The 12,980-nt window shown below is 69.5% G+C and carries 17 protein-coding genes; 1 reads left to right on the forward strand and 16 read right to left on the reverse strand.

The genetic code is table 11. The annotated features are described in order from the left end of the window. Window positions 1–49: 49 nt before the first annotated feature. From VKA29_RS18995 to VKA29_RS19065, 15 genes are all read right to left on the reverse strand, one after another. The gene (locus tag VKA29_RS18995; RefSeq protein WP_324787058.1) at window positions 50–1,603 is read right to left on the reverse strand and encodes a terminase large subunit domain-containing protein; all 1,554 of its coding nucleotides are present in this window, start codon (window positions 1,601–1,603) and stop codon (window positions 50–52) included. Beyond that, window positions 1,587–2,180, reverse strand: coding sequence for a hypothetical protein (locus VKA29_RS19000; RefSeq protein ID WP_324787059.1), 594 nt, complete (start codon window positions 2,178–2,180; stop codon window positions 1,587–1,589). The genes VKA29_RS18995 and VKA29_RS19000 overlap by 17 nt, the downstream gene beginning before the upstream one ends. 46 nt (window positions 2,181–2,226) lie before the next feature. Beyond that, a complete protein-coding gene (locus VKA29_RS19005) occupies window positions 2,227–2,487 on the reverse strand; it encodes a hypothetical protein (RefSeq protein WP_324787060.1) in 261 nt (86 codons plus the stop codon). 100 nt (window positions 2,488–2,587) lie between these two features. Next, the gene (locus VKA29_RS19010) at window positions 2,588–2,974 is read right to left on the reverse strand and encodes a hypothetical protein (protein WP_324787061.1); all 387 of its coding nucleotides are present in this window, start codon (window positions 2,972–2,974) and stop codon (window positions 2,588–2,590) included. Between the two features lie 101 nt (window positions 2,975–3,075). Continuing rightward, window positions 3,076–3,516 (reverse strand): hypothetical protein, encoded by a 441-nt coding sequence (locus tag VKA29_RS19015; protein WP_324787062.1) that lies wholly within the window; start codon window positions 3,514–3,516, stop codon window positions 3,076–3,078. 105 nt (window positions 3,517–3,621) lie between these two features. Further along, window positions 3,622–5,070: a ParB N-terminal domain-containing protein gene (locus VKA29_RS19020; RefSeq protein WP_324787063.1), complete on the reverse strand. Its 1,449-nt coding sequence runs from the start codon at window positions 5,068–5,070 to the stop codon at window positions 3,622–3,624. Continuing rightward, window positions 5,067–5,849, reverse strand: coding sequence for a ParB/RepB/Spo0J family partition protein (locus tag VKA29_RS19025; RefSeq protein WP_324787064.1), 783 nt, complete (start codon window positions 5,847–5,849; stop codon window positions 5,067–5,069). Before VKA29_RS19025 ends, VKA29_RS19020 begins: the two co-directional genes overlap by 4 nt. Before the next feature lie 60 nt (window positions 5,850–5,909). Next, complete coding sequence (locus tag VKA29_RS19030; protein ID WP_324787065.1) at window positions 5,910–6,854, reverse strand: DUF2637 domain-containing protein; 945 nt, start codon at window positions 6,852–6,854, stop codon at window positions 5,910–5,912. 175 nt (window positions 6,855–7,029) lie between these two features. Continuing rightward, on the reverse strand, window positions 7,030–7,434 hold the full coding sequence (locus VKA29_RS19035; RefSeq protein ID WP_324787066.1) for a hypothetical protein: 405 nt from the start codon (window positions 7,432–7,434) through the stop codon (window positions 7,030–7,032). Further along, window positions 7,431–7,670, reverse strand: a complete 240-nt coding sequence (locus VKA29_RS19040; RefSeq protein ID WP_324787067.1) for a hypothetical protein — start codon at window positions 7,668–7,670, stop codon at window positions 7,431–7,433. Before VKA29_RS19040 ends, VKA29_RS19035 begins: the two co-directional genes overlap by 4 nt. Beyond that, window positions 7,667–8,080, reverse strand: a complete 414-nt coding sequence (locus VKA29_RS19045) for a hypothetical protein (protein WP_324787068.1) — start codon at window positions 8,078–8,080, stop codon at window positions 7,667–7,669. Before VKA29_RS19045 ends, VKA29_RS19040 begins: the two co-directional genes overlap by 4 nt. Before the next feature lie 9 nt (window positions 8,081–8,089). Beyond that, window positions 8,090–8,440, reverse strand: a complete 351-nt coding sequence (locus tag VKA29_RS19050; protein ID WP_324787069.1) for a hypothetical protein — start codon at window positions 8,438–8,440, stop codon at window positions 8,090–8,092. A 260-nt stretch (window positions 8,441–8,700) separates the two neighbouring features. Further along, window positions 8,701–9,051, reverse strand: a complete 351-nt coding sequence (locus VKA29_RS19055; protein WP_324787070.1) for a hypothetical protein — start codon at window positions 9,049–9,051, stop codon at window positions 8,701–8,703. A 65-nt stretch (window positions 9,052–9,116) separates the two neighbouring features. After that, a complete protein-coding gene (locus tag VKA29_RS19060; RefSeq protein ID WP_324787071.1) occupies window positions 9,117–10,220 on the reverse strand; it encodes a ParB/RepB/Spo0J family partition protein in 1,104 nt (367 codons plus the stop codon). A 162-nt stretch (window positions 10,221–10,382) separates the two neighbouring features. After that, window positions 10,383–10,547, reverse strand: a complete 165-nt coding sequence (locus tag VKA29_RS19065) for a hypothetical protein (protein ID WP_324787072.1) — start codon at window positions 10,545–10,547, stop codon at window positions 10,383–10,385. 391 nt (window positions 10,548–10,938) lie between these two features. Between VKA29_RS19065 and VKA29_RS19070 the strand changes: the two genes are divergently transcribed. Beyond that, entirely contained in the window at window positions 10,939–11,913 is a 975-nt protein-coding gene (locus tag VKA29_RS19070) for a hypothetical protein (protein ID WP_324787073.1), read from the forward strand. Here the strand turns inward: VKA29_RS19070 and VKA29_RS19075 are convergent. After that, complete coding sequence (locus tag VKA29_RS19075; protein WP_324787074.1) at window positions 11,910–12,881, reverse strand: recombinase zinc beta ribbon domain-containing protein; 972 nt, start codon at window positions 12,879–12,881, stop codon at window positions 11,910–11,912. The genes VKA29_RS19070 and VKA29_RS19075 overlap by 4 nt on opposite strands. Window positions 12,882–12,980 lie beyond the last annotated feature (99 nt).

Genomic DNA, 12,980 nt, shown 5'->3' on the forward strand with positions numbered 1-12,980 from the left:
CCGACTCGGTCTGGCTGGGCCGTTGACCTTATGAAGCCGTTTCCAGGGGTTATCGGCGTCCGCCGAGGCGGTCGTCGTGGATGTGTCCGGCGACGGCGGCGAGCTGGTCGGGGTCGGCGAGTTCGGTCAGGCCGTGGACGGCGGCGTCCATGCGGTCGGGGCTGTCCATGCCGACGACCCAGGTGACCATCTGGTCCTCCAGGGCGACGTGCGCGCCGACGTGGTGGACCAGGCCCTGCTCGTAGAGCTGCGCGATCGGTTCGGCCCGCAGGCGCTTGCCGACCTTGGCGGTGACTTCGAGGACGCGGGGCATGAGGGCGCCGTTCGTGGAGCCCTCGCGGCGTAGCTGCTCCCACGCCTGGGAGAGGACCTGGCGGGCCATGTCGCCGCCGTAGTTCGACTCGACCACGATCGCGTCGGCCTTGAGGGCGAGCGCGAGAAGGCAGGCTGTGCGGCCCCAGTCGTTCGCGCCCATGCTCCCGGAGCGATCCTCGAGGACGTACAGGTGGCCGTCGTAGCCGCGTGCTGCGCCGATGATGCCGGTCTCGTCGCCGATCGCGGACTCTCCGCCGGCGGGGTCGACGGCGACGATGACGCGGGCCATGTCGAGTCCGCCGAACTCGACGGTGGTGAGCCGGTGGTCGGTGATCCAGGCCCGCTGCCACACGCCGCCCTCTGGTGGGCGGGGCTTTTGCTGGTAGAGCGCGGCCCAGACGCGTTCGCCGACGCGGCGGCGGGTGGTGGCGTGGTGCTCAGCGTCGAAGCGTTCGGGCCACAGCGGTTCGCCGGGCGTGCGGCCGAGGGGGTCGGTGTCGCTGTCGGCGAGCGCGGGCAGGTCGATGATCTTCCACTCGTTGGCCTGCGCGTCGGCGAGGATGCGGCCGGCGAGGTCGTCTTCGTTCCAGCGGGTCTGGATGACGCAGATCGCGCCGTCGGGTTCAAGGCGGGTCTGCAGGACGGACTGCCACCACTCCCAGGTCTTGCGGCGCATGGACGGGGAGTCGGCGGAGGCCATGTCCTGCACGGGGTCGTCGACGAGGGCGATGGTGGCTCCCTTGCCGGTGAGGCTGCCGCCGATGCCGGCTGCGACGAGGCCGCCCTGGTGCCCGGCGATGTCGAAGCGCATCGCCGCCCGCGATGACGGGTTGAGGTGGATGCCGAGGTCGTCGCCCCATGTCTCGATGGCGTCGCGGATCCACCGGGAGTGCTCTTCGGCGAGGTCGCCGGAGTAGGAGGCGATCATGATGCGGCGGTCGGGGTGCTGGCGCAGGTACCACAGGGGTGCCCAGCGGGAGGCGCGGCGGGACTTGCCGTGCCGGGGCGGCATGGTGATCATCACGCGGTCGGCGCGGCCTTCGGCCATGTCGATCCACGCCTGGTCGATGAGGTGGAGGTGGCGGGCCTGCATCTCGCGGCGCTCGGTGAGGACGGCGGCCAGCGCGCCGGGCGAGGCGTCCATGGCGATGAGGCGTTCAATGCGGGCGAGCTGGCCGCGCAGCTCGGGGGAGGCTTTCGCGGCGATGGCGCGGCGCTCGGCCGGCGGCTTGCGGCGGTAGGCGGCGAGCAGCGCGGCTTCGCGTTCGGCGCTAGTCGTCCGAGCCATGCGCGGCCTCCTCCGAGATGTCGATGAGGGCTTCGAGCTCGTCGAGGGCGACGGCGGTCAGTTCGCTGCCTTCGGCGGCCGGGGTGACGATCTCGGTCTTGGACGGCTTGTCGAGGCCGTTCATGCGGGCGCGGCGCTCCATGATCCGCAGCGCGCGGTCGATGGCGGGGAGGTCGCCGTCCTTCACGGCCTGGCGGTAGGCGACGAAGAACAGTCGGTCGAGGCGGAGATTCTCCACGGCGCGCAGCTCGTCGGCCTTCTCGTCCTGCTCGGTGGTGCGCTCCTTGAGGGCCTGGCGGACGTCCTTGCAGGCGGCGTTGATGAGCTGGTCGTCGCTGGGCGGTTCGAGGCCCTTGCTGTACCGGTCGATGCCGTAGCCCTGGGGGTAGGCGACCCGGTCGGAGTTGATGCGGGGGTCGGCGGCGAGCTTGCGGCCGACGGTGAGCCAGTCCACACCGGCCAGGCGTAGGTCGATGGCGTCCGCTCGCCGCTGTGCGATGGCGGCGCGCGCGGCCTTGTCGGGGCGTCCCACCGGCAGGATCCTCTCGCTGCTGCGCGCCCCCACGCCGCCACTCATGATGGCACTGCAAGATCCTGGCCGGGTCTGGCGAGGCTGACCGGGTTCAGGCGGGGCCGGTCGGCGGGGTCTGCGTGGTGTCGCCGCTGCCGGTGCCGGGGGTGGGCTGCGGCGCGGCGCGCAGGCCTGGCTGGGGCCACTCGTAGAGGCGGATCGTGACGGTGGTCGAGCCGGTGAGGTCGACGGACACCTGGTAGAAGACGCGGCCGTCTGCCCAGTCCTGTCGTGCGAGGACAGGCGCCCACCGCCATTTGCCGGCCGACCACACCTGCAGGGCGGGGCCGTCGATGCGCGGGTAGGTGCGCACCTTCGGCCAGGGCCCGTCTTCCGGCCGCCAGGGGCGGACCGGCTGCGGCTCGGGGATGCTGCTGGTGTCGCTCGCGGGTTCGACGGTACGTCGGGCGCCGTCAGTCCTTGAGCGCGGTGAAGGTGCTGCTGCCGTCTACGCGCTCGATCAGCCGGGCGTCGGCGAGGGCGATGAGGTCTTGGCGGGCGGTCTTGGCATCAAGCACCCGACTGCCGTCCGCCTTGATCCCCAGCGCCTTGTAGGCGGCGAGGGCGCGTTTGCTGTCCCAGTCGCCGCCCACGCTTCGGATCAGGGAGAGGAGTTGCATGGCGCGGGGGGCGTCGCTCGCCGGCGCAGTCAGGGCCGCGGCAGTCGGCGTCTCGCCAAGCGCCAGTACGGCGTGGGTGAGCGCGGTGAGGAGGTGATCCGTTCGGCCCCCGCCCTCGGACTGCCAACCCGACATCAGGGCGTCGAGGGCGGCTTGCCGCTGGCTGGCGCGGTCGGTCACATCTGGTCCTTCCGATCAGTGTCACTCTGGGCCCCTGCGACCGTAGTGGCTTGGCGTGCAGAAGGCCCGGCGGCCCTGGTTGGGCCGCCGGGCCGCTTGGCCTACGGGAAGGTCAGTTGCTCGGGTGCGTTCGGATCTTCCGGCGGCTGCCAGACCGCGGGCGGTGCGTCGGGTGCGCTGCGGTTGGTTCGCAGCCACCAGGCGAACTGCCAGTTGCGGCAGGTTCGGTACCTCCACGAGCCCCGGTGGCGGGCCCAGGCGGGTATCGAGTGCTCGCCCCATCCGGTGATCGGGCGGGCGTTTTCGAGGCTCACCTTGAGGCCCTGCACGAGGGCGGGGCCTTCCCACTGGTGGCCTTCGGCGTACTCGAAGGCCAGGTGTGCGTTCTTCGCCCAGTCCCACGGGTGGGGAAGGGCGCACACGTACCAGACCAGCGGCGGGTTCTCCGCCGGCAGGGTGACACTCTGTCGGGGCGCCCGCGAGTTGACCGGGTGGCGGTCGGAGGTGCCGAAGCATTCCAGACAGTGGCGGTCGAGGTTCACGTTGCGAATCCCGGCCAGCCACATGATCAGGTATGGCGCGGCGCTTTCGAGACCGACCCGAACGGGCGGTTGCGGAATTACTTGAATCCCCCCTCTTGGTGAACGCTAGGGACTTTCCCTTTCCTTCACCAATTTTACCAAATTTTCCACAAGTCGCTTATGGCGGCCGTGCCGGAATTCGTTCGGGTAAGGCATATTGAATTCCTCGTCCAGGGCTTTCTCGTAATCGAGGTCGGAAAGCCTGAGCGGGTTCCGGCACACGGCCCGGAGCGTGGCGTTGGACCGGCCGGCGACTTTCACCTCTCCGAAGTACGCCTCAAGCAGTTCCTGCAGCGTCTCGGGGGTGTGGTACCGGATGCGCATCCACTTGCCCTGCATGAACCGCATGTCCACGTTCTCCTTGTCGAGGAAGGACAGGCGGGTGGAGTCGTGCCGGCTGGTGGAGTGCTGCTTCTTCTCGAAGTTCAGCTCGGCGAGCAGGTTGCGGGTGCCGATGCACACCGTGCCGTCGGCGCGGCACAGCGCATTCACGGTGGTGAGCACCCAGTGCTGGTAATCCAGCGAGGTGGTGGCGTTGATGACGGAGTCGAGGACCACCATGTCGTACAGGCCGTGCTCGGCGACCCGCTTTTCGATGGTGCGGATCATGCTGACGACGCCCTGGATGTCGACGGCGTATTTGCCGGGCGTGGTGCGGTACGGCTCGTAGTCGTCGATCAGGAGGCCCTCGTCGGCGCGCAGCTTCTTGGCGTAGTCGCCGTGCCCGGCGCCGAAGTCGACCACCCGCAAGTGGGGTGCCTTGCGCAGGCGGGGCAGGGCCAGCTTCTCCCACGTCTCGCTCTTGTAGGCGAGCTTCCCCTGCTTCTTCAGCGAGCTGTACTGGCGCAGCCGCTTGGGCTGCACGATGTGCTGGTTGTAGACCGGGGCCTGGTCCTCGAGGCCGGACCAGTCGTAGACGCCGTACTCGCCGGTGAGGTCGGCGACGAGCTCGGCGGCGTCCAGGCTCGCGCAGGTCCAGGCGAGGACGTCAAAATGGTTCGCGGCCGCCACCACCGCGTACTCGGCGTTGAGGGCGATCTGCCCCTGGTCGTCGATGACGACGCTGCCCCACGCGCCGTGCCCGCCGGTCATGTAGGAGATGGCCTGCTGGAACGGCTTGTTGCGGGAGTTGGCGACGTTGATGGTCTCCCACGGGATCCAGCACCACTGCCCGATCGGGCCGGGCTGGGCGTACACGATGCTCGCCTCGGTCTCGACCCGGTTGTGCAGGAGGTTGAACTGGATCTCGTCGGTGAGGCGGACCTTCGTGCCCAGCATCACGGCCGGCGTGTGCGTGATGCCGAGCGCCTTCATCGCCTTGGTTCTCTGGTGGCCTGCGACCAGGGTGCCGTCCGCATTTAGGATGACCGGCTTGACGATGCCGTGGTGCCCGATGGACTTCTGCAGCCGCGCGAAAGCCTCGTCACTCAGCAGACGCGGGTTGTAGTCGGCGGGCTGCAGGTCGGCGAGCGGGTACGCCTCGTAGAACGTGGTCTTGGGAGCGATGGTCCTCATGCGTCCTCGTCCTCCGAGTCCTCGTTGTCCTCGTAGCCGTCGTCGTCGGCCTCGACCTCGTCGGCGTCGTCGCCGGCGACCGCGTCCGTGTCCGGCCCGGCCTTCACCTCGACGTCGGGGGCCTCGGCGGTCTCGGTGTGGGCCTCCTGCAGCAGGTGCCAGCCGAATCCGAGGTCACCGCGGTTCTCGGTGGTGTACCGCTCGTAGATCTGGTTGAGGGTTTCCACCTCGGCGGCAGTGATCTGCACGCGCATGTTGGACCACTGCAGGTAGCCCCACTGCAGGTACTCCAACTTGGCCATGGCGCCGGTGCCCTGCCCGTCCGAGGGCAGGTCGATCGTCGCCGGCAGCGCCCGGTGGTCGAGCAGCTTGTCCAGGGAGTCCTGGTCGTAGCCGGTGCCCTCCAGGTTGGGCAGCTCCTCCAGGATGTCGGCCAGCAGCTCGCTGTCGTAGCCAGCCAGGTCGGAGGTGCGGTTGTCGACGACAACGATGCGGGCCGCGTCCTCGTCGCCGACGTCGATGAACGTCGCGGCGATCTGCTCCCAGCCGAGCTGCTTGGCGGCGGCCCAGGTGTGGTTGCCGGCCAGGATCTCGTTGGGGCGGCCGGTGTGGGAACCGCGGTTGACGACGATGGCCTTGTACTGGCCGTTGACGCGCAGCGATTCGGCAATGGCCTCGACGTCGCCGCTGCGTGGGTTGCGGTAGTACTCGGTCAGGTCGTCGATCGGGACGGCCAGCGGCAGCAGCGACTCGGGAATGCGGGCGGGCGCAGCACTCACAGCAGGAGCCCTTCGTGTAGGAGCGTTCCCCCGCGCCCTACGCCCGCCCAGAGTAGAGGATCAGGCGCTCAGCAGCTCCAACTGCGCCTGCGGCTCGACGTCGGCGGCCGGCTTGCGGGCCGCGCGAAGCAGGTCTCGTGCCCGGGTCTCGCCCTTGCCGATGTCGACGGCCCACTGCGGTGCTGTCAGCTTGGGCCGGTCCCGAAGCGCGTCGCGGGTGAGGGTGATGCGCTCCTCCTCAGTGCTGCACGCCTCGTACAGCACCGGCCAGGCCCTGCTGGTGTCCGGCTGCAGCGGGGCCCGCTGGCGCTGCTGGCGCTGCGGCGCGCCGTTGCCACCCGACTTCTCCTGCTGCTCGTCGTCGCCGGACTGCTGCTCGTCGCCGTCAGGCTGCTGTTCGTCGTCGGCCCGGTGCTGTTCGGGCTCCGGTTGCTCCTGCTCGTCATCGTCGGCCTGCTGCTCGGTGCTGCCTTCCGCTGCCCTGGGTGCTGGTGCTGCCTGCGGCTGGGGTGATGGTGCTGCTTCGGGTGCTGGCGCTGCCTCCGTCTCGGGTGCTGGTGCCGGTTCGGCGTCGGCCTGCAGCAGCAGTGCCCGCAGCTCCTGCATGCCCATCTCCAGGGCGACCATCTGCGCGAGCGGCGCGACGGTGGCGACCGCCCACCCGCCGGCCGTACGGGGGGCGTTGGAGACGTTGAAGGCCCAGCTCACCAGGGTGAAGCCGACCGTGACGGCCCAGTACGGCCTGGTGGGGCGGTGGGCGGCCAAGGCGCGGACCACGCCGATGGAGCCCAGGACGATCCCGCCGTCGACCAGGACGGGGAACATCCACGCGCTGTTCTCGGGGACCGCGTTGTCGACCGCGACGCGGTGCAGGGCCTCGTACGACAGGCGGAAGCCCACGGATTCGAACGCGGCGACCGCGGCGAGGAAGACGGCGGTGACCAGCACTCTGGTCATCCTGGTGCGGCTGGGTGGTGCCAGCACGGTACGGTACGGGTCAGGCACGGGAGGCTCGCTCTCCTGCTGCTCAGGCCCCCGCTGGTGTGTCCTCACCGTCGGGGGCCGTCTCGTTGTCGGGTTGTGCTGCCTACCGTAGCGGTGCTGTTCGAGTGCTGCAGGAGCAACAGCGGTGCCATCGGCTGCTGTTGGTGATGGCGGCGGTGCTGCTGCTGGTCGCACGTCAGGTGCTAATGCCGTTGCCCATGCCCAGCACTGCTGTGTGGGTGCGGATGCGCAGGTACATCTGGGCGATGGTGTGCCCGTCCCAGCGCGCGCGGACATCGCCGGCGGGGACCCTCCGCACATGGTCGAACAGCGGCAGGTCGGCGGGCGGGATGGGCCAGGTGAACTGCCAGCCCCCAGCGCGCAGGAACAGCCGGTGCCAACCGTCGCCGGCGTCGGGTGCGGGGGCGAGGACACTGGGGTGGAGTGCCGCCAGCCACGCGGCGAGGTGATTGCGTTCGCGGCGCGCGGCGGTCAGGGCCTCGGCGGGCTCGTCGGCGAGACGCCGCGCCAACGGCGCTGCTGCGTGGAGGACTTCGCACGGGGTGTCGGCCCGTAGCTCGTCCAGCGGGAAGACGGTCATGGGGAGTTCCTGTCGGCGGCGGGCAGTGCGGCGCAGGCCAGGCGCAGGCTGTGCGGGGCGCTGGTGGGCTGGCCGTCTTGGAGGGCCAGGTCTGCCTGGCTGGCGATCAGGTGCTCGACGCCGGCGCGCAGCCGCATGGCCTCCTCGGGGGTGAGCTGGCGGCGTTCGGCGCGACCGATCAGGTTGCGTACCTGGTCGGCGGTCGGCCGTTCCTTGCCGGGACGGGCGGCGGTCACCGACCGCGCGTCCTGTCCGCTGCGGCCCAGCGGCGCATTAGGGTGCGGCGCTGATGGGGTGTGAGCTGGACGGCCCGGGTGTACACGGACACGACGCGGGCGGCGGGCACGCACCAGGTGGGCCAGGGGTCCTCGGCGGAGAGCTCCAACTCGCCGACCGGCTCGACGGTGTAGAGGTCGCCGTACCAGTAGCGGGAGGCGTAGAACCGCGCGTACTCGCGGTCGGTGGTGATGTAGACGCGGTCGGGGCGGCCGGTGGACGGGTCGACGGCCTGGCCGTCGCCCATCGTGGCGGTCTGGCCTTGGGCGCCGGCCCGGCAGACCGTGCAGCCGGCGACGACGTACGGGGGATGCGAGGTGAGGAGGTCCCCAGGCTTCAGCCCGGGGACACCACCGTGGAAGTAGCGCACGCCGCTTGCCTAGGCGTCGTTGCAGCCGCAGATGCCCTGGTCTGTGCACCAGCCGTCGCACGAGTAGCACCAGGTCATGCCCGGGGCGGGTGGGGTGCGCTTGCTGATGTCGGCCGGGATGGGGCGGACGCTCGGAGCGCCTACCGCCTCCGACAGATCGGCGAAGTGCCGTGCCGCGTCGGGATCAGGCTTGGGCGTGTAGATGGCCGGCATGGCGGGTCGTCTCCGGGGTGGGGGTGAGGGCGGGCACGGGCGCGTACGTTCGGCCAGGACCTTGGACAGCGGTCCGTACCGTTCCCTCATCAGCCGTTCGAACAGGGCGGGGTCTGCAGCGTGTTCGCTGCGATAGGTGTCGGTCATGTGGGTCCTCCTGAGCACGCGGGGACCCGCCTGGCTGGGTGGCCTGGGCGGGTCCGTTCGCGGCTGCGTGGTGCGGCGTCCCCTTGTGGCGCCGCATGGGCGGTGCCGGCGTCTGGCGGGTAGGGCGCGGGGGGGTTGCCACCCGCCAGACACCGTTGGGGGATGCCGCGTGCCACGGCAGTGCTGAGAGGCCGGTCCCGCGACTGCAGCCGTTCCCCTTCAGCGAGCAGAACATAACACGTTCGAGTGTTGTGGCACATCTAGCGGAGGCAGTTTCTGCAGGTGACTTGGCGGTCGCTGCGGCACTCCAGGCGGTCGGCCGCCGGGGCCGGATAGGCGGCGCAGGCCGTGATGAACGTGTGGCAGCCGGTGAAGCGGGCTGCGTGCACGGTGCCGTCGGGCTCGACCGCGCGGCGCGGGTAGTCGGTGAGCCGACCGGTGTCGGACTGGTCGCCGAACAGATGGGCGCCGAAGCCGAAGCCGTCGAGGGTGTCGGTACCGCAGGCGTCGGTCTCGCTGGTGAGGAACAGTGCGTCCTGGCTGGGCTTAACCGGGCGGCCGAACTCGGCGGGTGTCATGCGCTTCCAGTCGCGGCCGGTGGTGTCGCTCACGAGTGGTTCCTTTCGGTGGTGGGAACGGGGCCCGGTCCGCCCCGGGCGAGGCGGGCCGGTTCGGGTCAGGACTTGACGGAGGCGACGCGCTTGGCCGGTGCCTTCGGCTTGGGCGTGGCCGCCTTCGCCGGGGCCTTCGACCTGGGCACGGACGCGGCCTTCTTCGCCGGGGGCTGCGGCTTCGGGATGGTGGGCCGGGCCGCGGCGGTCTTGGCGGGCGGCTTGGGCTGGGCCTTCTTGGCCTTGTCGGCGAGGCTCTGGTGTTCGGCGTCGGGGTTCAGTCGGGCGATCTCGCGGGCGTCGGCGTGGGCCTTGGCCTGCCGCATGTTGAAGCGGGCCTTGGCGACGGCGTCGGCAACGCGGTCCATCTGCTCCAGCCGCTTGGTGACTTCCCCCTCGAGGGCCAGGGCCAGCTTCATCGGGTCGGCTTTGGCCAGCTCCTCCAGCAGGCCGAGCGTGCGCTCGATGCGGTCGATGTTGCTGCGGGTCTTGGTGCGCTCGCGCTGCCGCTCCTCGCGCTCCTCGGGGGACAGCTCCTCCACGATCATGGCGACGACCTGGTTCTGCTGCTGCTTGAGCGCGTACGCGAAGTGGACGAGCTCGTTGTCGCCGGCGAAGGCGCCGCCCGCCCACTTCTTGAGGACGGCGGCCTGGTTGCCGGGGGTGAGCGCGGCGATCTGGACGGCGGCCTGGGTGCCGATCGCCCCGGAGTTGACGTGCTGCTGCACTTCCTCGGTCAGGTTCAGCAGCGCCAGGCGGAGCATCACGTACTGTGCGGACTTGCCGAACTCCTTGGCCACGTCCTTGGCTTCGGCGCCTTCCTGCTCGTCGAGGATGCGGCGGAACGCCTTGGCCTCCTCGATCGGGGTCATGTCGGCGCGGTTGATGTTCTCGGCCACCGACCGCTTGAACCGCTCCATCTCGGTGAGGTCGTCGTCGGTGACGATGACCTTGATGTCGGACAGCTCGGCGAGCTGGTGTGCGCGCCAGCGGCGCTCGCCGGCGACGATCTCGTACTTGTCGCCGGCGCGGCGGACCTCGATCGGCTGCATGAGGCCGAACCTCTTAATGGAGTCGGCCAGCTCCTGCAGGGCGTTGGGCTCGAAGAACTCGCGCGGCTGGCGTTCGTTGCGATGGATCCGGTCGATGGGGAGGGTGGTGATCGTCATGGCTCGCTCCAAGAGGCCGTATCGGGGCGGTCCGGTTCCCGCCCGCTTCCTCTTATTCTAGCGGCAATGGTGATCTTGGGCTACATTTTTTGGGGCAATTTTCGCAGGTCAGGGCACGCGAAAGGGCGGGCATCTTAAAGATGCCCGCCCTCGCGGTTGGTGTCAGCTCGCCTGTAGCACCACAGGATCGCCAGACGGCTGCTCCTGCTCGACCACCACGGCCAGCGCGCGCAACGCCTGCTCAGCCTCATCGACGCTCAGCAAGCGCCGGCCAGACTGCTCGGCCTCTATCGCACGTTTCCGTATCCGGGCCGGATCGATCGCCACTGCACTATTCCTCCCGTTCGGCGGGATGTCCCGCCTTCGATCTCAGGCGCATCCACCAACCCCGCAGCTTCCCCCTCATGTACGGACCGGCCCCCACCGTCCGCGCACGAGCAACTACCAGGTGGTGTCGAGTGGCGTGATCGGGGCACCTCCGCCGTCAGCAATGCCGTCCTCGACGACCTGCCACGTGGTGTCTGCCGCCCTGACTTGTTGCGGCGCCGCGTGATGCGACTCCGAGCCGAGAACGACGGGGAAGCACGTCAGCCAAGGTGCGGCGAGGCGATTGTTCGCGCCAAGTGCCCGACAGGCACACTCTGTTAGGGGCGAGAAGCATATTCAAGCGGCATCTACACCACAGTTTCACCAGGCCTACAAATCAGGGGTTGGGAAAGTGCCACAAGTTCCGGACCTGCCGGATCTGTCCGACGACATGCTCATCACCTACCAGCGAGTGCTGGACGGAAAGCCACTCTCACCGGACACTCCGGGCCTGGCCCAACTGCTCGCCATGGGCCTGGTAGTGAGTAGCCCGCCCGCAGGCAGCGACACCTACACCCCGATAGAACCGAGACATCCCGCACTGGGGATGGTCGAGCGAGTTCACACCCAACTGCAGCTTCTGACCGCATACATGGGGGCGCTGCCGGCATTCCTGGCCACCCTCCAAGACCAGTTCCAGTCAGCCCGACTGACGATCGAGGCGATCCAGCACCTCAAGGGCCGCGATGTGGTCAACGAGTACATCGCCCGCGAGCACGCCAGCGCCCGCACCGAGATCATCTCCGCCCAACCCGGCCACCGCACACCGGAAGACCTGGCGTACTCCTACGAGCGCGACCTCGGCGCCCTCCAGCAGGGGCTGACCATGCGGACGCTGTACCACAGCTCGGTGCGCCGCGTCGCCACGGTCGGCGACTGGGCGAAGGCCATGACCGCCGCCGGCGCTGAGATCCGTACGCTCAACGGCCGCTTCCCGCGGTGCATCATCTTCGACCGCCGGGTGGCCTTCGTCCCCGTCTACAGTGACACGGGCGAACCACCCGCCGACGAGGCCATCATGATCTCCTACCCGCTCGTTGTGGCAAAGACTGCCCACACCTTCGGACTGTTCTGGGAGCGCGCCGAGCCCTGGTTCAGCGGGTACCGCGGCGAGGACGACGGCCTGTCGACCACGCCTCTGCAGCGGGCCATCCTGCGTGAGTTGTGCCTGGGCCGGACGCAGGTGCAGGCCTCGAAGAATCTCGGCGTCAGCCCGGCATGGATCAACGAGCAGCTCGGCCAACTCCGCAAGAGGGTCAGCGTGCAGACCCTGAACGAACTGATCTACTGGTGGGCCAAGTCACCCGACCACGACGTGCAGGACTAAGAGGCCTGCGAGGCAGATTCAGTGCGCCAGCGCAACGTGACCCGGTCGTCCACGACCCGAACCCCGCGTGCCCGCGCGGGGTGGATGACGACCTGCTCCACCAAGAGAACCACCAAACTTCGCCTGGAGCGGTGCGGAGCGTGCTCCCACCAGCGGGCCAGATCCTCAACCCCGCCGATGGGCACGTCCACGATCTGCTCCAGGAACCGCAGCCGGGCACGCTCCTTCTTCAGGCTGTCCCTGATGCGCCGGTCGGCAGCATCGAAGGCCGCCCGCGACAGTTGGCGCCCCTCGTATGGCTCCGCCAACTCCGCTCGGGACGCCTCCAGCTCGGTGATCCGGACTCGCACCTGTTCGGCCTCGGTGGTCAAACGTGCGCGGGCCTGCTCCAGCGCCTCTTGCGCTCCGGGCCGCGCTAGCTCACCAAGGACGTGCTCACCGACGTAATCCTCGAGCAACGACGCGGTGATGCGGACCTTTCCGCACCCACCCCGGCCCTCGAAGCTCGTGGGGCAGCGATAGGACGGCGTGCGCGCGCTGGTGCGGCCACCGGTCATCTGCTGTCCGCACTGGCCGCACACGCTCAGGCCGCCCGCCAGCAGGTACTCGTAGTCGTCCTCGCGGCGCTGACCGCTGCGGACGCTGCCTAGCCGACTGGGGCGGCTCTCCTGCAGCCACCGGAACTCCTCCGGGGTGATGAGTGCTTCCCGGCCCGTCTCACGCAGCTCACCAGTGTCGGGGTCCCGCTCCAAGCCGGCGATCGCCGGATTGTCGAGCAGCCGGCCGAGGGTCATGGAGGTCCACTCCCCGCCCAGCGTGCCGCGGTGCCCCTCGGAGTTCATCCAGGCAGCCACCTGCGCTTGCGGCTGCCCGGAGCGCAGACGGCCGACCGCCTCGCGTACGACTTGCCGTTCCTCGGCGCGGATACGGGTCAGCGCCTGGTTATCGAAGCCGTACAAGCGCGGCATGAACGTTCCCCATCACTACACAGCGTCCCGTGGTCAGTCGAGTCGCAGAGAGCCGACCCCAAGAGCCTCCCAGAGAGCCGCTGTCGGCACACGGACTGT

The organism is Streptomyces sp. H51, assembly GCF_035656535.1.
Taxonomy (GTDB): Bacteria; Actinomycetota; Actinomycetes; order Streptomycetales; family Streptomycetaceae; genus Streptomyces.